The sequence below is a fragment of the Burkholderia sp. MSMB2157WGS genome (genome assembly GCF_001532755.1).
In the GTDB taxonomy this organism is placed as follows: domain Bacteria; phylum Pseudomonadota; class Gammaproteobacteria; order Burkholderiales; family Burkholderiaceae; genus Burkholderia.
In genome coordinates, this window is the sequence record NZ_LPJG01000005.1 from 20,170 (window position 1) to 41,295 (window position 21,126).

Sequence of the window (21,126 nt, forward strand, 5' to 3'; positions counted from 1 at the left end):
GCGGGACACGCGCCGCGGTGTTACCGGTAGATGATCGTGAAAGTCGCCGCACCATTCGCGGTGCCGGCCCGGGTCGTCTGCCGGGTCTGGTAATAGCGGGCCGAGAGCGGCACCAGCAGCGTCGACGACAGCGATCCCGCGACCTTCCACGGTGTGCCGAACGGAACGGGCTGACCGTCGCTCCTGAGCACCTGAATGCCTACGCCCGTGGCTCTGCTCGACGACGACAGCGCGAGCACGCCGTTCGATGCATCGACCGTGTTGCCGTCGAGCATCAAGTTGACGATGAAGTTGCCCGCGACGCCGGCGTCGCAGCGCAGGCCGATCGAGAACCCCTTGGCCGGCGATGTCGACCCGACGCCGGACCCGAGCCCCGACGACTTGCCGAGCGACTGGGTACCCAGATCGACGGCGACGGACGGCGTCGTGGTCGAGCAGGTCGTCGCCTGAAACGAAATATTGTTGAAGCCGAGCGTCAGGTAGCGGGCCGAATCCGAATATGCGTTGTCCGGGCCGCCGATCAATACCGTGAGGACCGACAGGACGGGAAAGTCCGTCGGGACGGCTGGCGTCGGTCCGACCTTGACCAGCTCGACGTCGACGGTCGCCGTGACGACCGTCTCCCCGAACGCCTTGATCGTCGTGCCCATCGGAAACGACGCGGCGCCGTGCCCGCGGTTGCCCTGGTAAGTGACGTACAGCGCGAGCCCGTTGGCCGTCAGCTTGGGATCGTCGGCCCATCGATACAGCGTCGCCGGCACGCCGCTGGTTCCCGGGACCGGCAGGGTCTTCGTGCACGTCGCGGAGATCGTGATGCCCTTTTTGCTCCACAGGACCGTGTTGATTGGCGCGTCCGCGGAAATTTTCAGCGATTCCGGCAACCGGCCGAGGTCGGCCGGTGACGAAGGCTGGCATTTCGCCAGCGCCGCATGCGCGGCGCCGATGCCGGCCATCCACAGCAGCGCGCCGAATACGGCACTCAGCCAGTTTGCGCGCCGACGCGCATTCCGTTTCCTTTCCTTGTGGTCCATCACGATTCTCCTGCGAGGCCTCGTCGAGCGGCCGATTCGCCGCCCGCTGCGGCCGGTTTCGCTTGCAGCTGGCACGGCGCGTCGATGCGCTCGATTCCGACGCGTGCGGCGTGCCGATCGGGCGGCGGCAATGCAACCTTGATCGAGCATTGCCACGCGTCGGCGTGCCCCCATTTCACGGTCAGCACGTCGTCCGGTTTCCGCAGCCGCGCATAAATCCGGCCGCCCTGCGACACGATCCCGATCTGGTTTCCGGCGCCGTCGAATACCGGCGCCCCGAACGGCAACTCGGTGCCGTCGGATACCTTCGAGCCGATCAGCAACGCTCGCCCCTGCACCGTCGGATAGCGCAGCATCACGACGGCGCCGTTGCGCGGCGCGACCTGCTGGCTCGTCGTTTCCAGCTCGACGTCGGCCGGCAGGCCGCGCGGATCGAGCTCGATCCGGTTGAGACGATAGGGATTCAGATAAGGCACGACCGCATAGCCGCGCGAATCGAGGCGAATGCCGCCGTAACCGGCCACCGCCGCGCCGCCTGCCGCCGGTGCGGCGACGACAGCCATCGTGTCGGCCGTATACGGGGTCGCCGTCACGCCGCCCGGGTGAACCACGACGCCTCCGCTCAACCCGAACGACCCCGACGTATAGCCGTCGCCCTTCGCGAACGCGCCCTGGACCGTCGTGTAGGGCGTCCGGTATTGCCCCGACACGTTGCCCGAGTAGGTCGCGCCGGTTTCGCGCGCGGCGGAAACGGAATAGCTGCCCTCGTTGCGCGTGCCGAGGAAACCGGTCGCGCTGGCCATCGACGTGAAGCCGCTGACGCTGTCGCGCGCGAGATTGACGGTCAAGCGCGGCGCCATCGGCTTCGAACCCAGCGGCATCGACACGGTCAGCATGTACTGCGTATCGAGATCGCCGGTATAGGTGCGGGATCGGTTTGCCGAAACCGAGTAATCGAGCTGGCGATAGCGGTTGTTGTAGCCGATCTGGAACTGCGTGTCGCTGCCGCCGCGGGCCCAGTAGTTTTGCGTATAGCCGCTGATGTAGAGCTGGCCCCAGCGGTCGCCGAGCGGCTGCGCCGCCGTGATCGAGATGCGATTGCGCGCACGCCATGCCGGCAGTGCGTCTGCGCCGGTCAGGTTGCGCTTGACGTTGTCGACGAAGGTGAGCGCGTTGGCGAAATCGAGGTACCCGGCCGAAGAGAAGCGATAGGCGGCGACCGACAGCGTGCTGTCCGTCGCCTCGATCGTCTTGCTGTACGTGACGCGCACGCTGGTTCCGCGCAGCCGCTGGCCGTCTTGCGACGTCATTGCGCCCGACACGTCGAGCGCCATCGCACCGAATGGCGTGTTGAGCGCGCCGCCCGCCAGCACGTTCTGATAGTTTTCGTTCGCGAGCACGCCGCCGTACAGCGTCAGCAGATTGGTGATGCCGCGGCTGTAGGTGGCCTGCACGAAGTGCGGCGTGTACGACAGATCGAGGTTGCGCACGGTGCCCGCGACCACGCTGAACCGACTCTGGCCGGGCCGCAACGATTGCGCGACCGATGCGTAGGGCACCTTGAACGCGCGGGCGCTGCCGTCCGCTTCGGTGACGGTCACGTCGAGATCGCCGCCGTAGCCGGTCGGAAACAGGTCGTCGATCACGAACGGTCCGGGCGGCACCGCCGTTTCGTAGATCACCGAGCCGTTCTGCCGGATCGTCACGCGCGCGTTGGTATTGGCGATGCCGCGCACGACCGGCGCATAGCCCCGCTGCGAATCCGGCCACATGCTGTCGTCGCTCGCGAGCTGCGCGCCGCGAAACGCGAACGTGTCGAACAGTTCGCCGGACGTGTTCGCGTCGCCGATCCGCACTCTCGCCTTGAGCGCCGTCAGATCGTGCTGCACGTAGGTGTTGACGCTGCCGTAGCGTTTCGTGCCGCGTTGCTGCCAGTTCAGCGCGCCGTCATGCCGCAGATACCAGCCGCCGACGTTGATGCCCGCATTCACGCCGACATACGCGCTGTTCGCGCTCATCCCACGTGCGACGTTTCGGTAAATGTTCGCGTTGTAGCCGACGAATCCCGCCGTCACACCGTTGTCCCACAGCGCCGGATCTACGTAGCCGCGCGCGGCGCGCCGCAACAGCGCCTGCGGAATCTGCACGTCGAGGCGGGCCTCCGCCGCATCGAACGATGCCGACGTGCCGGGCAGCAGCTGTTCCAGCGAGATGCATGCGCCGGGGGCGTCGAGCAGCGCGAGCCGTTCCGGCGGGATCTGGGCGAGGTTCGCGTTGAACTTGTCGAGCAGCGCGCGACTGATGCAGATCTGCACGGCGCCGCGGCTCGCCTCGCGCAACGTCACGTCGTCGCGGCCCAGCATCGCGCCGTTCAGATACACGTCCGAACGGTAGCGGCCGGGCCACACGGGCATTCCCTTTTCGTAACTCGACAGGTCGATGTCATCGCCGGCCGGCGAAGCGACGAGGTCCGGATTGAACTGCACCGGGTTGCCGCCGGGCTTGCCCGCCGCTTCGGCATCGCCGACACCCGGCATGCGGCCGGCCGCCGGCGCGGGTTCGCTCGCGGCGGCGGGGAGCGGCAGCGACGAACACGCAAGCAGCACCATCGCGTACGAACGGCGCAACGCTGGCATGAGTGGACGGACGCGTCGCGTCGTCGCGCAATCGGCGCGCTCCATGGCATTGACTCCAGAGACTCGAATGACGGGCCGCGGCGCGCGCAAAGGGCGGCGGCCGGGCACAGGGCGGATGTCGAGAGGGGGAGCGGGCGGCGCTACGGCGTATCGTCGATCGACGACTGCCATTCGACGCCAGCGCCGAAGTCGTTGATCGTCGAATAATCGAGCTTCGTCCGACCGGGCAGCGCCGGCAACGGGGCGTCCAGCGGGAAAACGTGCGATTGCCCGGGCGCCACCATCGCACCGTCGACGGTCCCGTACGTGCGGCCGCCGTGGGCGACGCGCGCCGACAACACGGTGACGTTGAACGGCGACGCATTCGTTGCGCGCAACGCATGCCCGTCGCCGCCCGGCGCGGGTACCACCGACCATTTCAACTGCTTCGCCGCGGCGACGGCGCCGTCCGCATCGAGGCCGACCGGCCGGAAAAACAGCTTGATACGCGTACGAAACGCAAGCTGTAGCGCCGTCGTCGTACTCGACTCGTCGACTTTCGGTGGAATGTCCAGCACATTGAGCCAGAACACCGATTCGCGATCCTGCGGGAGCGGATCGCCGGTATAGACGATCCGCAGGGTCTGGCCTTTGCCGGGATCGATCCGGGAAATCGGCGGCATCATCACGAACGGCACCGTGGCGGTGCCGGGGCGCGAGTGCACGTCCCCGTCGTCGAGCCAGGCCTGCACGAGCGAGGGCAGTGTTCCGTTGTTGTCGATCTTGACGGTAATTTCACGGTCGCCCGCGGGATAGATCACGCGCGTACCGGAAATGACGACGCTCGCCGCCGCTTGCTGCGTCATGCACGCGAGCATCGCGCAGAGGCACGGCATGAGCCGACGGGACAGAAGGGATAAGAATCGGGTCATCATGTGATGCGATGGGCCGCAAGCGCCGGCATACGGCGCTTCGTGACGATGCGCGGCCGGACGAGAAGCGCGCATGGCGCGACTGGTCGATACGAAGCGTCGGGCGGGCGGATACGATACGCCGCCCGCCCGACGGACTGACGCTTAGAGGTAGTCGATCGAATAGGTGACCGACGTGTTCACGCTACCGGCGGTTGCAGCGGCCGTCGCGTAGTACTGCGCACCGTAGACGAGCGTGGCGCTGTTGTTCGTGAGCGCCACCGAGCCGCCGTTGCGCTGGCTGATGTCGCCGGCCTTCAATGCCTTGCCGTCGATGTCGAGCAGCTGCACCGCGACGTTCGTTGCCGCATTGACGTTCGCGCGGTTGGCCAGCGTGCCGTCGTTGGTGTTCACGGTGGGGCCGGCTTCGAAGAATGCGCGAACCGATTTGCCGTCCGCGTTCGTGCAGTCGCTGAGCGCGATCGTGAAATTCGTCGCGCCGGTCGTCGCGCCCTTCGACGCCAGCGAACTCGCGCCCACGCTCGGCAATTGCACGGTGCCGTTCTGGTTCGCGCCGTTGACCTTGACCGTGCAGGTCGCGCCGGACAGCGAACCCGTGAAGGTCACGGTACCGTCGTACGCGTGCGCGGCGGTCGGCGCCAAGGCGATCGTGGCCACCGTTGCGGCAGCTACGCTAAGTTGCTTGATCATCGTTTGACTTCCTTTTGAATGACTGATTGAAAACTCGATTCGTGCTGCTGTGAACGAACCGACTCGATTTCACTCTGAATGGCTAAATTTCGCCATCGCAATTCGTCCATAAATCTCGATCACGGCCCTGCGCAATCCCGAAAATATAGGATGACGAATGACTGCATCGATGCGAGGTCCCGTTCCGATGGGACGCTTACCGCCCGCCGTTGCGGATCAGCGACCAGCCGGTGACCGCAACCGCAATGCCGACGGCGGCGACGAATTTCCCGATTGCCTCCACCGCGCCGATCTGTTGATTGTCGGCCGGAAACGGATTGACCCAGGGTTCGGAAGGCTTGCTCGGCCGCACCAGATTGTTGATCCAGTCCAGCACCGTGCTGGTCGACAGGCCGCCCGAGGCGGCCCTGCATTCCACGTCGTTCAAGATACGCATGATTTACCGTTCGATTGAAGGTGTACATGTTGGATGCCGCGCCGTCGTGCGTGACGCGGAGCTGCGGATGCCGACACGCGCTCGGAACGTCGAATCCCGAGCACGGCCGATCACTTCGGCGTCGGCGCCAGCCAGTCGAAGACGTTCTCCATCAGCGTATTGAAGACCTTGAGTGTCTGCGGAGCATCGTTGACCAGCCCGTAGACCGCGCCGCTGACGACGCCATACACGGCGCCGACGACCATGCCCGCCGCTCCGCTGATGAGGCCCACGCCGAGCAGCCCGCCCTGTGCGCCACCGACCACGGCGCCCTTGGCCGTGCCGCTGATGATGCCGGCCATCCCGCCCAGCACCGACGCACCGAGCCGGCTCATGACACCCCCGCCGCTCACTTCGTTGATTTCCATCATCGTCAATTCACGCATTGACGTTCTCCTTGCAGTTACGTGTTGCCGATCGTGATGGCCGGATCGGCGTCGGCCGGCCCGCCGCGCATCGCGCGACGAGGATTCCGTGGTCACCGCGCCGTCATACGGCCAGTGCGCCGCACTCCAGCGCCCGCGCGCGGCCCTGCACGAGCTCGACGATCCGGTCCGCGCTGCGAATGGTTTCCGGCCGATGCGCGATGATGATCCGCGTCACGTTCATCGCCCGCACCGCGTCGTTGATCAGGCGTTCGCGCTCGACGTCGAGATGGCTCGTCGCCTCGTCGAGCACCAGGATCGCCGGCTTCCGGTAGAACGCGCGTGCGAGCAGCACGCGCTGGCACTGGCCGCCCGACAGCGACGAGCCCATGTCGCCGACGAGACTCTGGTAACCCATCGGCATCGCGACGATGTCGTCGTGGATCTGCGCGAGCCGCGCGACTTCCTCGACGCGCGCGTGGTCCGGCTGCGGATCGAAGAAGCAGATGTTGTCGGCGATCGAACCGGCGAACAGGATGTCGTCCTGCATCACGCAGCCGATCAGGTCGCGATACGGCTGCAGGCCGAATTTGCGGATGTCGACGCCGCCGATGCACACGCTGCCCTGCTCGGGCGCAAGCAGGCCGAGCATCAGCTTCGCCATCGTCGTCTTGCCGTGGCCCGACGGGCCGACGAGCGCGATCGATTCGCCGGGCGCCACCGAAAACGAACAGTTCTCGAGCACCCACGGTTCGGTTTCCCCGTAGCGGAAGCTCACGCCGCGCACGTCGATCGCCGGCGGGCCGGCGTCGTCCGTCGCCCGCGAGGCATGCGAGATCTTCGCCTCCATGTCGCCCTCGACATCGGTCAGCACGATGTCGGCGAGACGCTCGCCGTGCAGGCGCAGCATCCGGAAATCGATGATCGTGCCGATCAGCGCCGCGCCGCGCGACATGAACTGGTCGGCGAAGCTCACGTACGCGACGAGCATGCCGGCCGAAAACTGCCCGTCGAGCACGTGCTTCGCCGCAAGCCACACGAGCACCACGCGGCCGGCGCCCGAGATCACGCCTTGCAGCGTCGAGAAGCCGATCGACAGGCGCTGGATCGCCACGTTCTTGTTGGTGGTCTCGACGATCGCGTTCGCGTAGGCCGCGACGCGCGCGTCCTGCTGGTTCGCGAGCTTGACCGCCTGCACGCCGCGGATCGATTCGAGCAGGTTCGACTGCGCGCGCGCCGCGTAGACGATGTGTTCCTCGTTCGCTTGCCGGAACGGTCGGTACGATACCCAGCGAATCAGGCCGTAGACGGCGAACAGCCCGAGCACGAGCCATGTCAGCACGGGGCTGTAGACGAACAGCATGCCGAGCGTGACGACGGCCATCACGCCGTCGAGCAGCGCGCCGATGAACTGGGTGGTCAGCGTGCTCTGGATCGTGCCGATCGAACCGAAGCGCGATACGACGTCGCCGATGTGCCGTTGCTCGAAGTACGCGAGCGGCAGCCGGAACAGATGCGAGCAGACGTTCGCGGTCCATTGCACGCCGAGCAGGCTCGAGAACCACGTGACGACCCACGAGCGCAGCGCGGACACGGCGTTCTGGAACAGCACGACGAGCAGGAAGCCGATCCCGAGCAGGGTCAGCAGATCGGCGTCGGCCGACACCAGCACCTGATCCATCACCCACTGCATGTAGAACGGCGTGACGATGCCGAACACCTCGAGCGCGGCCGACAGCAGCAAGACCTGGACCAGCGTCGTGCGAATGCCGGTCACGTTGCCGATCAGCCGCGTCATCGAGATCGATTCGCGCGCTTGCGCGCGCTTGAACGACGGCGACGGCAGCAGTTCCAGCGCCACTCCGGTGAAATGAGCGGACACCTCCGACATCGGCACGTCGCAGCGGCCGCGCGCCGGATCGTGAATCGTGATCTTGCCGCGCGACACCGACTTCAGCACGACGAAATGGTTCATGTCCCAATGCAGCAGGCACGGGCGCCGCAGCCGGCCGAGCTCGTCGAGCTCGAGTCGGAGCGCACGGGAGGCGAGACCCAGCCGATGGGCGATCAGCATGACGTCGCCGAGCGTGGCGCCCTTCAGCGACGGGCTGAAACGGCGGCGCAGGCTGACGAGGTCGAGATCGTGGCCGAAATAGCTCGCCACCATGCCCACGCAGACGAGCCCGCATTCGGCCGCCTGCGTCTGCAACATGACCGGCAGCCGGCGACGCCAGCCGAACTGCAACGCGTCCATCCATTTCATCGTTTTATTGGCTCCATGACGTATGCATGCACGCAGGCGCGATCACGACGATGCGCGCCGGCCGAGCGCGTACAGCGGTTCGAGCACCCACTCGATCAGCTGCCGCCGGTCGATCAGCACGTCGGCTTCCAGCGCCATGCCCGGACGCAGCGCTTCCGGTTTGCCGTATGCGAGGATGTCCTGCCGGTCGAGCGCGACGACGACCCGATAAAGCTGCTCGGGCACGTTCGTCCGGCCGGTCAGGTTCGCGACCTCCTGCGGCGTGAGCGCGGTGCGCGACACCTCGGTCACGCGCCCGAACTGCTGCCCGAACTTTTGAAACGGGTACGCCTCGTAGCGCAGCACGACGCGCGCGCCGGCGCGCACGAAGCCGATGGCGCGGCTCGGCACCATCAGTTGCGCTTCGAGCTGCGCGCCTTGCGGCAGCAGCGACACGACCGTCTGCCCGGCGCCGACGAGCTGCCCCGGCTTCGCGAGCAGCGCCGCGACGACGCTCGCCTGCGGCGCGCGCAGGATCACCGCGCGACGCGCCTCGTTTTCGGCGATCGATTGGTCGAGCCCCGCGAGCTTGCGCTCGATGTCGTTCTGCCGATTGCGCGTGTTGAGCGGCAGTTCGCGCAGCTGCTGACGAATCCGGTCGAGTTGCTGGTCGACGTCGAGCCGCTGGCGCGCGAGATCCTGAAGGCGCGTCTGCGCGTCGAGCAACACGCCTTCCTGCTGTTCCACCTGGCTGTTCGACACGTAGCCTTCCTCGCGCATCGCCTGCAGCTTGTCGAGCTGCCGACGTGACAGTTCCGCCTGGCGCGTGCGCTGGATCTTCTGCTGTGCGATCTGCGCAAGCTGGTCGTTCAGCGCTGCCGCCTGCACGCGCAGGCCGCGCCGCGCCTCGTCGCTCAACTGCGTCTGCCCGGCGAGATCGGTCTGCAGCCGTTCGCGCTGGAATTTCAATTGCCGCGCGACCATCTCGCGCGTCGCGCCGAGCTGTGTCGCGATCTCGCCCGATACGGCCATCAGCTCCGCGCCCGCGGCGACCGTTTGCCCTTCGCGCACGCGCGTGTCGATCACGGTTCCCGCGAGCGGCGGCGCCACGGTCAGCAACCCCTTCGCCGGCAGCAACTGGCCGACGACCCGTTCGCGCTTCGTATAGGTGCCGAACGTGAGGAACACGACGATCGCGAGCGTGAGCGCCGACACGATGCCGATCGTCAGCCATCGATAGGGCGGCGAATACAGCGCAACGGTGCCCATCAGCTTGTGCTTGGTCGCATCGAGCGCTTCCTGGCGGAACAGGGAGTCGGTCATGAGTCTTCGCGGAAAAGGGACGGGACAGGCGCGCGGCGCGTCATGGCGAACCCGGCGCCGCGCACGAGAGGGCGGCCACGTCGTGGTCGCCGAGCGTACCGATGGCGGCGGACAGCTGGAGCCGCGCGCGCAGGTAGCGGTAGCGCGTGTCGGCAAGATCGCGGATCGCCTCGAAGTAGCGCTGCTGCGCATTCAGCTCGTCGATCTGCGTGCGCAGCCCGACTTCACGGCCGAGGCGCGTCGATTTCACCTTGCTGTCGGCCGATGCGAGCGCGCGCTCCTGCGCGCGGATCAGCGCGAGGCCGTTGGTGATGCCGAGATACGCGCTGCGCGCGCGCTCGCGCGCCTTGCGTCGTGCATCCTCGAGCGCGTCGCGCGCCTGGTTGCGGCGGCGATAGGCTTCACGGCTCGCCGACAGTGGGCCGCCGCCGGCGAACAGCGGAATCGTGATCGTCACGCCGATCACCGACGAACGGGTTTTCGACGTCGTGCCGAAGATGTTGTCCAGCACGTTCTCGTCGGCGCCGCGGCTCCAGTTGGTGCCGTAGCTTGCCTGCAGGTTCACGACGGGCAGATTCGCGCCGGTCGCGGCAACGATGTCGGCGCGCGACTGCTCGAGCTGCTTTTCAGCCAGGCGCACGTCGACGCTGTCGCGCGCGGCTTCGTCCATCGCGACCGACAGGTCGACGGGCGCCGCGGGCGGCACGCACTGCCATGCGATCGGCGCGATGTCGTCCGCGGGCAGCCCCGTCAGCCGGCGCAGCGTGCCGCCCGCGATTTCCAGATCCGTTTGCGCGCCGACCTTGCGCGCGAGCGCGTCATCGAGATTGGCCCGCGCCTCGTCGACGTCGGTCCGCGTGCCGTCGCCGATGCGCAGCGCGGCCTGCGCCTGGTCGAACTGCCGCTGGAACGCCTGCCGAGCGGAATCGGCCGCCTGCAGTACCTCGCGTGCATACAGCACGTCGAAATACGCGTTGGAGACGTCCGTGATGAGGGTCTGCCGGGCCTTTTCGTACTCGATGTCGGCCTGGTCGGCGAGTGCGCCGCCCCGTTTGAAGTCGGCGATACGCGCCATATCGAAGATCGGCTGCGTGATCGTCGCCGACGCGCTATGGCGACGCACCGCGGCCGCATACGTCGCCGTCGGCTGATCCTGCTTCGTGTAGTTGCCGTCGATCTGCGCGCGCGGCAGCAGGCCTGCCAGCCCCTGCCACCGCTTCTCGCGGCCGGCGAGCCGTGCTTCGCGCGCCGCGGCGATGCCCGAGTCGAATCCCCTCGCCGCATTGACCGCGTCGAGCAAGTCGGCCGCGCACGCCGGCCAAGCGGCGGCCAGCCAGCCCAAAACGGCGATTCGCCGGAAACGTCGTGTCGATATCATGTGCGTCAGTACCTGACGGCCGTCGGGCCGCCGTGACACGACGGGCGTCGCGTCTGGAAAACGCTGAATTCTTCAGCAACGCATGACGGCGAGATATCGTATTACGTCCATTTTGGCGTCGGTCGGCGCGCAACGGCGCAGTGAACCGCGCGCTTGTGCGACGACGATCGCGACCCGCCCGCAGCTTGTCGCGGCAGGACGAAAAAAAGCACGGTCGGCGCAGTGCGCCGGCCGTGCCCGCATGGAGATTCCCGAAAGAGGGACGGGCGAAGCACAGTGGCTCCGCCCGGACGAAATGCCGGTCAGAAGCGCGTCCGGATGCCCGACGTCAGTTCGAGCTGGTTCTTCGCGCCGAACGTCGACGCCGCCGTGTAGCCGCCATGCAGCTTCATGTAGTCGCCGGCCAAGTACACCTCGGTGCGCTTGCTCAGGTGATAGAACACCGACCCGTAGATCGTCTCCTTGAAGCCGTTGGCGACGCCGTTGGTCAGGCTGAATGCGCCGAGGTTCGCGTTCGGCGTGAAGCCGTCCGCGTTGTTCGCGGCGTTCTTGATGCGCATCTGCTGGTAGCCGAGCTCGTAGTCGAGCGCGCCCTTCGGCGCGATCTTCATCGACACCGTCCACGCATCGTCGTGGCGCTGGCCGAGCGCGCCCTGGTCGCCGTTGTAGCGGAAGTAGCCGGCATTCAGGCGCACGATGTCGAACGTGTAGTTGCCGCCGACCGAGAACGTCTGGTTCCGGAAGCCGCCGTGGTTCACGTGGCTGTAGAAGCCCGACACGTTGAACGGGCCGCCGTTGTAGCCGAGCGCGAGCTGGTACGCGGAGCCGGTCGCGAACTGCGTCGAGTTGCTGAACTGGTAGCCGGCGCTCGCGAAGATGCCGTTGGCGAACAGCTTCTTCCACGCGATGCCGTTGTTGTAGCGCGTGCCGGTCGGGCCGGCCGCGTAGAAGATCATCTGCTTGAAGTTGTTCGAGTTGGTCCAGCCGCCTTCCTCGGTCGACAGCCTGGCGGAGCCGTACGGGTCGCCGTAGATCGCCGCCGCGTCGCGCGCGATCGTGTTCTGGAAGCCGGCCGTCAGCTTGCCGAAGCGCTCGTCCTCGACGCCGACCCACGCGTCGCGGTCGAAGATCTGGCCTTCGTCCTCCATCTGGCCGTTCGCGACCACGAATTCGCTTTCGAGGCGGAAGATGATCTTCGTGCCGCCGCCGATGTCTTCGGCGCCGCGCAGGCCCCAGCGGCTGCCGCTGAACCACGGCTCGCCTTCGTTGCCCATGCCGATCACGTGCTTGCCGTTCGCGTCGGCGTGGGTCCGGTAGGTCGGAAAGCTCAGGTCCATCAGGCCGTAGAGCTGCACGCTCGACTGCGCATGCGCGTGGCCGGCGCACAGGCCTGCCGCCGCGATGGAAAGGGCCAGGGTTTTTCGTTTCAAGATCGTCTCCTCCGAGCTGCCGTATTGAAATCCGGTCGTTGGCAGTACGTAATGTATGCCGACTCTTGCCGGCCACAGCGAGAGGGCCGACGCGTAGCATCGTAGAGGGTGCAATCCTTCACGACGCTTTCCCCGACGCAAGAATCGGATCGGTGAAAACACCGAACGCGCAATCATCCCGGATCGGGAAGGCGTGCGGAAGCGACGCCGCCGACGTTCGACAGGTCTGGACAACGATTCGTGCTACGAATCGACATGAGCGCGTGCGGAAGCGAGGCGCATCAATCGTGCGCGCTCTTCATGCGCAGGATGTAACCGAGCCCGCGCAGCGTGATGATCTCGGCCGTGCTGAGCGCGAGATGCTTGCGCAGCCGGTGAATGTAGATGTCGATCGCGTCGGCGCTCGGTTCGTCGTCGAGCGCGAACACGCTGTCCATCAGCCGCGCCTTCGAGACCGTCTTGTTCTGCTGCAGCATCAGCGTTTCGAGGATCGCGTGCTCGCGGCGCCGCAGCGCGAGCACGGCGTCGCCGCAGCGGAATTCGCGCGTGCCGAATGCATAGACGAGATCGCCGCACACGAGCTGCGTCGTGCCGACGCCGGCCTGCCGGCGGATCAGCGCGCGAATCCGCGCCACCAGCTCGCGCGACTCGAACGGCTTCACGACGTAATCGTCGGCGCCCGCGCCGAAACAGTCGACCTTGTCGTCGACCGAGCCGTGCGCGGTCAGCATCAGCACCGGCACGTTGTCGTTGCGGCGCCGCAACCGCGCGAGCACTTCCTTGCCGCTGATGCCGGGCAGCCGCATGTCGAGCAGCACCGCGTCGTAGCGTTCGGTCTTCAGCACCGTGTCGGCGCGCTCGCCGTCGCCGACGCTGTCGACCGCGAAATCCTCGCCGCGCAGCAGGTTCACGATCCAGTGCGCGAGTTCGGCGTTGTCTTCGACCAGCAGGAGTTTCATGACGGCGTTCTCTTCAATCGAAAGCGGGCAGCCGCACGGTGACGACGATACCGCGATTGCCGGGGCCCGGCGCGAGCGACGCGCTGCCGCCGTGCGCCTGCGCGATCTCACGGACGATCGCGAGCCCGAGGCCCGAGCCCTCGGTATCGGCCGACACGCGGTAGAACCGCTTGAATACGTGCGGCCGTGCCTCGGCCGGGATGCCGGGGCCGTCGTCGACCACGTCGAGCACGACCGCATCGCCGTCGCGCCGCGCGCAGACCGTCACGCAGCCGCCCGGCTGCGTGTAGCGCACCGCGTTGTCGACGAGGTTCATCACCAGCGCGGTCAGCAGGCTATCGCTGCCCGCGACGTCGAGCCGCTCGCCGAGATCGGCGCCGAGGTCGATCTCGCGCCGCTGCGCGAGCACGATCGTCTCTTCCAGCACGCTCGACACCACGGCCGCGAGATCGACGCGATGGGTCAGGAGCGTCGACGGCGTCGCTTCCGCATGCGCGAGCAGCAGCAGCTTGTCGGTCACGTCGGCCATCTTGCGGCTGCTGCGCTGCATGCTGTCGAGCACCGCCGCGAGTTCCGCATCGTCGTGCCCGCGCCGCTGCGCGTACTGGATCTGCGTGTCGAGCACCGCGATCGGCGTGCGCAACTGGTGCGCGGCATCCGCGATGAAGCGGCGCTGCGTGGCCGTATGCGTGTTGAGCCGCGCGATGCACTGGTTGATCGCGTCGACGATCGGGCGCAGCTCGTGCTGCAACCGCTCGGGGCGGATCGGCTCCAGTTCCATCGGCCCGCGATCGGCCACGTCGTCCTTCAATTTCATCAGCGGTCGCAGCTCCAGCGTGAGCCCGAGGTAGACGAGCACCACCGCGAGCACCAGCATCAGCGACAAGCGCACGAGCTGCGGCCGCCAGATCGTCGCGACCATCGCGCCGTACGAACGCGTCGTCTTCGCGACGACCACCGTGACCGTCTCGACCTGCCCCTCGTCGTACAACTGGCGGTCGTAGGCCACCGCGCGCAGCGGCACGCCGTCGAGCGACGTGTCGTACAGCGTCGGCTCGATGCCGTGCCGCGCGGGCAGGTCGAGCGCCGGATTGCCGGCGAGCAGGCGGTCGTGGCCGTCGATCACCTTGTAGAACACCGAGTCGCCCGACGGCGATTCGAAAATCTCCAGCGCGGCCGGCGGCACGTCGGCCGCCGGCCGCCCGTTGCGCCATTCGACGTCCTCGCCGATCGTGCGCGCGGACGCAACGAGCGCGCTGTCCTGCACGAGCCCGGCCGTGGTTCGCGCGGTGTCGTACGACATCGCGCCCGCGATCAGCACGAACACCGCGAGCGGCAGCAGCAGCCACCACAGCAGCCGTCCGCGCAGGCTGTGCGCCATCCTGTTGCGCTCCTTCTCCGAAATGCCGAACCGCGCCGGGGTCGCCGGCGCGGTCGCGTGTGTCATGTCAGGCGTCGTTCAGCGGCGTTCAGAACGCCGCGGGGCGCCACTTCAGCAGCCGCTTCTCGATGCGCGTCAGCAGATAGTCGGCGGCCAGCGCGACCACGGCCAGCACGATCATCGCCGCGAACACGCCGCTCGCGTTGAACGCGCCTTGGGCGGTGGAGATTAACAGCCCGATCCCTTGCTTGGAACCCAGGAATTCGCCGACCACCGCGCCGACCAGCGCGAAGCCGAAGCTCACGTGCAGGCTCGCGAGAATCCAGCTCAGCGCGGACGGGATCACGACCGACGTGGTGATCTGCCGGCGCGACGCGCCGAGGATCTGCGCGTTCGCGATCAGGTAGCGATCGGCTTCGCGCACGCCCTGGAACGCGTTGCCGAACACCACGAAGAACACCATCACGACGGCCAGCGCGATCTTCGACGCCATCCCGAGGCCGAGTGCGATCACGAACACCGAGCCGAGCACGACGCGCGGAATCGAGTTCGCGATCTGGATGTACAGGCCGAACACGTCGGCCATCAGCTTGTTGCGGCCGAGCACGATCCCGCAGATCACGCCGGCGACCGAGCCGATCAGGAAGCCGATCGCGGTTTCCTCGAGCGTGACCCATACCTGCGTGAGCAGCGGGCCCTGCGACGTGCCGTTCACGAACCAGTCCTGGATCTGCGCGAAGATCAGCGACGGCATCGAGAAGAAGAACGGATCGATCCACTTCAGCCGTGCGGCGAGTTCCCACCCGCCCAGAACGAACACGAGTACGGCGATCCGCAGCGTGACGATCAGGTTGCGCCGGCGGCGCAGCCGGCGTTGCGCGGCGCGCTCGTCGTCCTCGAGCGTGGTCGCCGCAATGGCGGTGGTGGGAAGCGTCATGTCGGTCATGCTCCTGTCCTTTGCTTTCAGCCGATCTGCACTTCTTCGCGCAGGTCGTGCCAGATGTTCCTGGAAATTTCGATGAAGCGCGCGTCGTAGCGCACGTCCGACATGACGCGCGGACGCGGCAGGTCGATCTCGACCACGCGCTTGAGCGTCGCGGGGCGCGCGGTCAGCACGAACACGCGGTCGGCGAGCGCGATCGCTTCCTCGAGGTCGTGCGTGACGAACACGACCGAGCCCTTGTTCGCGGACCATAGCTGCAGCAACTCGTCCTGCATCAGCGTGCGCGTCTGCATGTCGAGTGCGGAAAACGGCTCGTCCATCAGCAGGATTTCGGGCTGATTGATGAAGGTCTGCGCGAGCGCGACGCGCTTTCTCATCCCGCCCGAGAGCTGGTGCGGGTAGTGCTTCGTGAACTTGTCGAGGCCGACCTTGCGGATCCACTCCTCGGCCTGCGCGTACGCGACGTCCTTCGAGCGGCCGCGAAACAGCGGGCCTGCCGCGACGTTGTCGATCACGTTGCGCCACGGAAACACGGCGTCGGCCTGGAACACGAAGCCGATGCGCGGGTCGATTCCGTCGACCGGGCGGCCCATCACGCGCACTTCACCCGACACGGGCTTGAGCAGCCCGGTGATCAGGTTCAGCGTCGTCGACTTGCCGCAGCCGGTGGGGCCGACGATCGCGATGAATTCGCCGCGCGCGACGCTCATGCTGAAGTCGCGCAGCGCGACGGTAGCCTTGCCTTCCGGCGAAATGAAGCGGCACGACACGTTGCGAAACTCGATCGCCGGTGTGCTCGGGGAGACTGCCTGATTCATCGCGTTCGTCCTGCGGGTGAAGAGGGCGTCGCCGCATGGCGGCGCCGGGCCGGTCGACCGGGCCGGAACGGGGAACGCACGGCGGCGGGATCGCCGCCGCCGGCGCCGCTGCTTACTTCGCGCTCACGAACTCGTTCGTGTAGGTACGCGTCAGGTCGATGTGCTTGCCCTTCACCGACGGGTTGAACGCCGACAGCACCTTCAGCACGGTCGCCGGGCCGTCGGCCGGCATCTTCGCGTCGGCCGTGAACATCGGCAGCGACGCCTTCAGCGCGTTCACGTACAGCACCTTGTCCTTCTGGTAGTCGGCCGGCATCTTCGCGGCGATGTCCTCGGCGCTGTGCGTGTGGATGAACTGCATCGTCTTCGCGAACGCATGCGCGAGCTTGGTCGCCTGCGGCTTGTGCGAATCGGCCCACGCCGACTGCACGTACAGGCTCGCGGCCGGGTAGGTGCCGCCGAGCGCGGCGCGCGTGCCTTCGAGCGTGCGCAGGTCGACCAGCACCTTCGCATCGCCCATCTTCTCGAGCGCGGACACGGTCGGCTCGGTCGTCATGCCGGCGTCGATCCGGCCCTGCTTGATCGCGGCGATGAAGCTCGCGTCGGCGCCGACCGGCAGCATCGTGTACTGCGTGGACGGGATGCCGTGCTGCAGCGCGAGGAATTGCGTGAGGAAGCTGGTCGACGAGCCGAGGCCCGTCACGCCGAGCGTCTTGCCCTTCGCGTCGGCCATCGACTTGAAGGTCGGCGCGGCCTTGGTCGACACCATCTCGACTTCGCCCGGCACCTGGCCGAACACGGCGATCGCCTTCACGTCCTTGCCCTTGCTCTGCAGGTCGATCGTGTGGTCGTAGAAGCCGACGACGCCCTGCACGGCGCCCGCGAGCAGCTCGTTCTCGGCGTCGACGCCGGCCGGCTGCGACAGCAGCTCGACGTCGAGCCCCTCGGCCTTGAAGTAGCCGAGTTCCTGCGTGAGCCGCGCGGGCAGGTAGATCATCTTCGCGATCCCGCCGACCATGATCGTGATCTTGCCGTCGTCGTCGGCGAAAGCGGGGTGGGCGGCGAGCGCGCAGGTGAGGGTGGCTGCAACGGCGAGGGTGCGCAGGATGGGTCGCATCGGGTTGTCTCCGTTCGTTTTTGGTGTGGCGCGATGCTTCTTGCATCGTTGAACCGAGTATAGGGACGTGAAACCTTCGGCAACCTTTCGCGGGGTGGCGGTTCCTTTAGGGGTTTTCCACGAATCCGATGCGAATGCTCGAAGAGCGCCCTCAAGCCGGATCGAGACGCAGGTTGGAATCGCGACAGGACTATCTACGCTGATTTCTCGGCATTACGCTTTGGCAAGCACAAAGAGAATCATCCATTGCGCCCGGACCAACTCTGGAAGCATGACATCGCGACAAAGGCGCTGGTCGACGAGGATGCATTGCGTTGCACACCGTGCCGACTCTGACTTCTCGTAATCTGGTCTGGTCGGTTCGCCTTCTGGACAAGATGAATCGCTATGAAAGACTGCCCTGATAACAGCGTGATTCGCACTATCTCGCATAGCCCGGTACTCGTTTCCGCCCTTCTGGCTTGCGCTCTCACATACGTCGCCGGCCTTTTTGTCTGGAGTGGCCAATTTATCTTCGGACTTCCATTCGGCCCTTCCTCCGGTGCGCTGCCTGAAATAGTGAAGTACGACCTATTGACCCGCCTGTTTGTTGGTTCGCTCGCTGCACCGATAGTGGAAACATTTCTTTTCCAGTGGCTTCCCATTCGGTTGATTCGCCGCACATTCGGAGGGAATGTTTGGTCTGCGATCTGTGCTTCGACTCTTGCGTTCGGTGCAACGCACGGCTACAGCATCCTGTACGTGGCGGTTGCTTTATGGGGCGGGCTGATTTTCGCAACGGTCTTCGTGCTGCGTGATTACCCCGGTGGCCGTCCCTTTTTGGTCGTCGCCACCGCACATGCCGCCCGCAACACGCTGGCAAGTATCCTCGTCTGACGCGAATGCCTCGGTCGAGGCGGCGCCGGTACCTCGGGATGAATGACTCGCCCGTCAGCGCCAGCCGATCAACACCCGCCCCATCGCGTCGAGCCCCATGTCGAACAGGTGCGACACGAACGGCACGAGGTTCGGCACCATCAGTTGCACGAGCAACAGCCCGACGAGCATCGTCACCGGAAAGCCGACCTGGAACACGCCGATCTGCGGCGCCGCGCGGTTCAGGATGCCGAGCGCGAGGTTCGCGATCAGCAGCGCCGCGACCACCGGCAGCGCGAGCAGCAGCCCCATCTCGACCACGGTCGCGCCGAACGCGGCGAGCGTGCGCCAGCCCGGCGCGTGCAGCAGGTCGCCCGACACCGGCAGCGACTGGAACGACGCGGCGAGCGCCGCGAACACCTGCAGGTGGCCGTCCACCGCGAGGAACGCGAGCATCGCGACCGCGTTCAAGAAGCGGCCCATCGCCGGTGTCGCGCCGCTCGTATGCGGATCGAAGAAGGTGGCGAAGCCGAGGCCCATCGACAGCCCGATGAAGTCGCCGGCCGCCTCGACGGCCGCGAACACGATCTGCATCGTGAAGCCCATCGCGACGCCGATCAGGAATTGCGTGACGAGGATCCAGATGCCCGGCGCGGAGAACACGGTGACGTCCGGCATCGCGCCGAGCGTCGGCGCGACGACCAGCGCCATGAACGCGGCCAGGCCGATCTTCGCGCGCACCGGCACCGCCGCGTGGCCGACGACGGGCGCCGTCGCGACGAGCGCGAGCATCCGCACGAACGGCCACAGGAACGCCGTGAGCCAGCCGTTGAGCTGCGCGTAGGTAACCGAGAACATCGCCGCCGGCGCTGTGCGCGGCTCAGCCGACGCCGAGCGTCGCGACGTGCAGCAGCGTCTGCCGCAGGTAGTCGAGCATCGTCGTCAGCATCCACGGGCCGGCGATCACGAGTGTCGCGGCGACCGCGAGCAGCTTCGGGATGAACGACAGCGTCGCTTCGTTGATCTGCGTCGCGGCCTGGAACAGGCTCACGACGAGGCCGACCGCGAGCGCGACCAGCAGCAGCGGGGCCGCGAGCAGCAGGCCGACCATCATCGCCTGGTGCGCGAGCGTCATCACTTGTTCGGGCGTCATCGCGCGTGTTCCTCCGCTTACGTGAAGCTCTGCGCGAGCGAGCCGATCAGCAGTTGCCAGCCGTCGACCAGCACGAACAGCATCAGCTTGAACGGCAGCGACACGGTGGACGGCGACACCATCATCATCCCCATCGACATCAGCACGCTCGCGACGACCATGTCGATGATCAGGAACGGGATGAACACCGTGAAGCCGATCTGGAAGCCGGTCTTCAGCTCGCTCGTGACGAACGCGGGCACCAGCAGCGACAGCGGCACGTCCTCGGGGCCCTGCATCGGCGCGGCCTTCGAGATCTTCGCGAACAGCGCGAGATCGGTCTCGCGGGTCTGCTTGAGCATGAAGGTCTTGAACGGCGCGACACCGCGCTGCACGGCCTGCTCCATCGGCATCGAGCCGTCGGAGAACGGCTTGTAGCCGTCGTTGTACGCCCGGTCGAGCACCGGCGACATCACGAAGAAGGTGAGGAACATTGCGAGGCCGACGAGCACCTGGTTCGGCGGCGTCGTCGCGGTGCCGAGCGCCTGGCGCAGCAGCGACAGCACGATGATGATGCGCGTGAAGCTCGTCATCATCAGCAGCATCGCCGGCAGGAACGACAGCATCGTGAGCAGCAGCATCGTCTGCACGCTCAGCGAATAGGTGGTGCCGCCGTGCGGGCCCGGGCTCGCGTTGAACGCGGGCAGGCCGTTCGCCTGCGCGCAGGCGAGCGCGGGTGCGAGACAGAGGATCAGCACGGGCGCGACGCGCGCCGCGCGCCGCAGGAAGGCGTGTTTCATCGGAATGCGAGGTCGGAAAGAGGGCGCGGCGCCATGTCAGCGGTCCTTGCTGCGACCGAGGCGTTTCGCGGCTTCGCCCGCGAGCGCGGCGCGAAACCGCGACCCGAACGTGCCGGGCAGGCCGGCGTCGGACGCATGGCTGCCGGCAGCCGCGTCGGCCGGGGCCGAACCCGCGGTCGCGGCGGCCGCCGCCGAACCGGCCGGCAGCGTATGCAGCAGGCGCACGTTGCCCGGCGCGACGCCGAGCACGAGCCAGGTGTCGCCGATCTCGACGATCGTCGCGCTTTCCTTCGCGCCGAGCCCGACGCTCGACACGACCTTCAGCGGGCCGCCGCGCCGTGCGGGCTGGAAGCCGAAGCGGCGGGCGAGCCATGCGCACGCGAACACGAGGCCGATCACGACCGCGAGCCCGACGAGCGTCTGCAGCACCGCGCCGATGCCGAGCGACGGCGCGGCCGAACCGACCGTCACGCTCGACGCGATCGAGCCGGCGTGGTTCACCGCGTTCATGTCGGCGGCGCCGGCCGCCTCGGCGACAAACGCGCTGGCGACGAACGCAGCCGCGCAGCGGCCGGACGGCGCTAATCTCATCAGACTTTGCTCCGAGAAATCCCGCCCTGGATGGCCGGGAAGGAAAGGT

Annotated in this window: 20 protein-coding genes; 1 reads left to right on the forward strand and 19 read right to left on the reverse strand. The window is 66.9% G+C overall.

Features of this window, described 5'->3' with window-relative positions; genetic code table 11:
* Positions 1–20: 20 nt before the first annotated feature.
* The 15 genes from WT53_RS01520 to WT53_RS01590 form a co-directional block, all read right to left on the reverse strand.
* A complete protein-coding gene (locus tag WT53_RS01520; RefSeq protein ID WP_060258238.1) occupies positions 21–1,031 on the reverse strand; it encodes a fimbrial protein in 1,011 nt (336 codons plus the stop codon).
* The gene (locus tag WT53_RS01525; protein WP_257127806.1) at positions 1,031–3,667 is read right to left on the reverse strand and encodes a fimbria/pilus outer membrane usher protein; all 2,637 of its coding nucleotides are present in this window, start codon (positions 3,665–3,667) and stop codon (positions 1,031–1,033) included. Before WT53_RS01525 ends, WT53_RS01520 begins: the two co-directional genes overlap by 1 nt.
* Before the next feature lie 140 nt (positions 3,668–3,807).
* A complete protein-coding gene (locus tag WT53_RS01530; RefSeq protein ID WP_257127807.1) occupies positions 3,808–4,512 on the reverse strand; it encodes a fimbria/pilus periplasmic chaperone in 705 nt (234 codons plus the stop codon).
* A gap of 210 nt (positions 4,513–4,722) precedes the next feature.
* Positions 4,723–5,268 carry a fimbrial protein gene (locus WT53_RS01535; protein ID WP_034209703.1) on the reverse strand — a complete coding sequence of 182 codons (546 nt, stop codon included), beginning with the start codon at positions 5,266–5,268 and terminating at the stop codon, positions 4,723–4,725.
* 196 nt (positions 5,269–5,464) lie between these two features.
* Positions 5,465–5,704 carry a hypothetical protein gene (locus WT53_RS01540; protein ID WP_060258244.1) on the reverse strand — a complete coding sequence of 80 codons (240 nt, stop codon included), beginning with the start codon at positions 5,702–5,704 and terminating at the stop codon, positions 5,465–5,467.
* 110 nt (positions 5,705–5,814) lie between these two features.
* Positions 5,815–6,129: a hypothetical protein gene (locus WT53_RS01545; protein ID WP_034209701.1), complete on the reverse strand. Its 315-nt coding sequence runs from the start codon at positions 6,127–6,129 to the stop codon at positions 5,815–5,817.
* Between the two features lie 103 nt (positions 6,130–6,232).
* Entirely contained in the window at positions 6,233–8,371 is a 2,139-nt protein-coding gene (locus tag WT53_RS01550; protein WP_060258247.1) for a peptidase domain-containing ABC transporter, read from the reverse strand.
* Positions 8,372–8,413: 42 nt separating this feature from the next.
* Positions 8,414–9,673 carry an HlyD family secretion protein gene (locus tag WT53_RS01555; protein ID WP_034209699.1) on the reverse strand — a complete coding sequence of 420 codons (1,260 nt, stop codon included), beginning with the start codon at positions 9,671–9,673 and terminating at the stop codon, positions 8,414–8,416.
* Between the two features lie 40 nt (positions 9,674–9,713).
* The gene (locus WT53_RS01560; RefSeq protein WP_257127808.1) at positions 9,714–11,015 is read right to left on the reverse strand and encodes a TolC family outer membrane protein; all 1,302 of its coding nucleotides are present in this window, start codon (positions 11,013–11,015) and stop codon (positions 9,714–9,716) included.
* A 338-nt stretch (positions 11,016–11,353) separates the two neighbouring features.
* The gene (locus WT53_RS01565; protein WP_034209697.1) at positions 11,354–12,481 is read right to left on the reverse strand and encodes a porin; all 1,128 of its coding nucleotides are present in this window, start codon (positions 12,479–12,481) and stop codon (positions 11,354–11,356) included.
* 281 nt (positions 12,482–12,762) lie between these two features.
* Positions 12,763–13,440 carry a response regulator gene (locus WT53_RS01570; protein ID WP_034209696.1) on the reverse strand — a complete coding sequence of 226 codons (678 nt, stop codon included), beginning with the start codon at positions 13,438–13,440 and terminating at the stop codon, positions 12,763–12,765.
* A 13-nt stretch (positions 13,441–13,453) separates the two neighbouring features.
* Positions 13,454–14,821 (reverse strand): sensor histidine kinase, encoded by a 1,368-nt coding sequence (locus WT53_RS01575; protein ID WP_059829825.1) that lies wholly within the window; start codon positions 14,819–14,821, stop codon positions 13,454–13,456.
* An 88-nt stretch (positions 14,822–14,909) separates the two neighbouring features.
* The gene (locus tag WT53_RS01580; protein WP_034209866.1) at positions 14,910–15,758 is read right to left on the reverse strand and encodes an ABC transporter permease; all 849 of its coding nucleotides are present in this window, start codon (positions 15,756–15,758) and stop codon (positions 14,910–14,912) included.
* A gap of 26 nt (positions 15,759–15,784) precedes the next feature.
* Entirely contained in the window at positions 15,785–16,582 is a 798-nt protein-coding gene (locus WT53_RS01585; RefSeq protein WP_059780449.1) for an ABC transporter ATP-binding protein, read from the reverse strand.
* Positions 16,583–16,694: 112 nt separating this feature from the next.
* Positions 16,695–17,699 (reverse strand): ABC transporter substrate-binding protein, encoded by a 1,005-nt coding sequence (locus WT53_RS01590; protein ID WP_059830029.1) that lies wholly within the window; start codon positions 17,697–17,699, stop codon positions 16,695–16,697.
* Between the two features lie 387 nt (positions 17,700–18,086).
* Here WT53_RS01590 and WT53_RS01595 point away from each other — a divergent pair, with 387 nt between their 5' ends.
* A complete protein-coding gene (locus WT53_RS01595) occupies positions 18,087–18,575 on the forward strand; it encodes a CPBP family intramembrane glutamic endopeptidase (protein ID WP_059780447.1) in 489 nt (162 codons plus the stop codon).
* A 54-nt stretch (positions 18,576–18,629) separates the two neighbouring features.
* On the opposite strand, the gene fliR is transcribed toward WT53_RS01595, so the two are convergent.
* From fliR to fliO, 4 genes are read right to left on the reverse strand one after another with little or no spacing between them, the layout of a single operon-like run.
* On the reverse strand, positions 18,630–19,412 hold the full coding sequence (gene fliR / locus WT53_RS01600; protein ID WP_059829829.1) for a flagellar biosynthetic protein FliR: 783 nt from the start codon (positions 19,410–19,412) through the stop codon (positions 18,630–18,632).
* Between the two features lie 22 nt (positions 19,413–19,434).
* A complete protein-coding gene (fliQ, locus tag WT53_RS01605) occupies positions 19,435–19,707 on the reverse strand; it encodes a flagellar biosynthesis protein FliQ (RefSeq protein WP_006491272.1) in 273 nt (90 codons plus the stop codon).
* 17 nt (positions 19,708–19,724) lie between these two features.
* Positions 19,725–20,486: a flagellar type III secretion system pore protein FliP gene (gene fliP, locus WT53_RS01610; protein WP_034188215.1), complete on the reverse strand. Its 762-nt coding sequence runs from the start codon at positions 20,484–20,486 to the stop codon at positions 19,725–19,727.
* A gap of 36 nt (positions 20,487–20,522) precedes the next feature.
* A complete protein-coding gene (gene fliO / locus WT53_RS01615; RefSeq protein WP_060258250.1) occupies positions 20,523–21,077 on the reverse strand; it encodes a flagellar biosynthetic protein FliO in 555 nt (184 codons plus the stop codon).
* Positions 21,078–21,126 lie beyond the last annotated feature (49 nt).

What these genes read in the sequence shown, in the direction of transcription:
- WT53_RS01520 (WP_060258238.1), bottom strand. Translation starts at nt 1,031, where the DNA reads ATGGACCACAAGGAAAGGAAACGGAATGCGCGTCGGCGCGCAAACTGG.
- WT53_RS01525 (WP_257127806.1), bottom strand. Translation starts at nt 3,667, where the DNA reads ATGCCAGCGTTGCGCCGTTCGTACGCGATGGTGCTGCTTGCGTGTTCG.
- WT53_RS01530 (WP_257127807.1), bottom strand. Translation starts at nt 4,512, where the DNA reads ATGACGCAGCAAGCGGCGGCGAGCGTCGTCATTTCCGGTACGCGCGTG.
- WT53_RS01535 (WP_034209703.1), bottom strand. Translation starts at nt 5,268, where the DNA reads ATGATCAAGCAACTTAGCGTAGCTGCCGCAACGGTGGCCACGATCGCC.
- WT53_RS01540 (WP_060258244.1), bottom strand. Translation starts at nt 5,704, where the DNA reads ATGCGTATCTTGAACGACGTGGAATGCAGGGCCGCCTCGGGCGGCCTG.
- WT53_RS01545 (WP_034209701.1), bottom strand. Translation starts at nt 6,129, where the DNA reads ATGCGTGAATTGACGATGATGGAAATCAACGAAGTGAGCGGCGGGGGT.
- WT53_RS01550 (WP_060258247.1), bottom strand. Translation starts at nt 8,371, where the DNA reads ATGAAATGGATGGACGCGTTGCAGTTCGGCTGGCGTCGCCGGCTGCCG.
- WT53_RS01555 (WP_034209699.1), bottom strand. Translation starts at nt 9,673, where the DNA reads ATGACCGACTCCCTGTTCCGCCAGGAAGCGCTCGATGCGACCAAGCAC.
- WT53_RS01570 (WP_034209696.1), bottom strand. Translation starts at nt 13,440, where the DNA reads ATGAAACTCCTGCTGGTCGAAGACAACGCCGAACTCGCGCACTGGATC.
- WT53_RS01575 (WP_059829825.1), bottom strand. Translation starts at nt 14,821, where the DNA reads ATGGCGCACAGCCTGCGCGGACGGCTGCTGTGGTGGCTGCTGCTGCCG.
- WT53_RS01580 (WP_034209866.1), bottom strand. Translation starts at nt 15,758, where the DNA reads ATGACGCTTCCCACCACCGCCATTGCGGCGACCACGCTCGAGGACGAC.
- WT53_RS01585 (WP_059780449.1), bottom strand. Translation starts at nt 16,582, where the DNA reads ATGAATCAGGCAGTCTCCCCGAGCACACCGGCGATCGAGTTTCGCAAC.
- WT53_RS01590 (WP_059830029.1), bottom strand. Translation starts at nt 17,699, where the DNA reads ATGCGACCCATCCTGCGCACCCTCGCCGTTGCAGCCACCCTCACCTGC.
- WT53_RS01595 (WP_059780447.1), top strand. Translation starts at nt 18,087, where the DNA reads ATGAAAGACTGCCCTGATAACAGCGTGATTCGCACTATCTCGCATAGC.
- fliR (WP_059829829.1), bottom strand. Translation starts at nt 19,412, where the DNA reads ATGTTCTCGGTTACCTACGCGCAGCTCAACGGCTGGCTCACGGCGTTC.
- fliQ (WP_006491272.1), bottom strand. Translation starts at nt 19,707, where the DNA reads ATGACGCCCGAACAAGTGATGACGCTCGCGCACCAGGCGATGATGGTC.
- fliP (WP_034188215.1), bottom strand. Translation starts at nt 20,486, where the DNA reads ATGAAACACGCCTTCCTGCGGCGCGCGGCGCGCGTCGCGCCCGTGCTG.
- fliO (WP_060258250.1), bottom strand. Translation starts at nt 21,077, where the DNA reads ATGAGATTAGCGCCGTCCGGCCGCTGCGCGGCTGCGTTCGTCGCCAGC.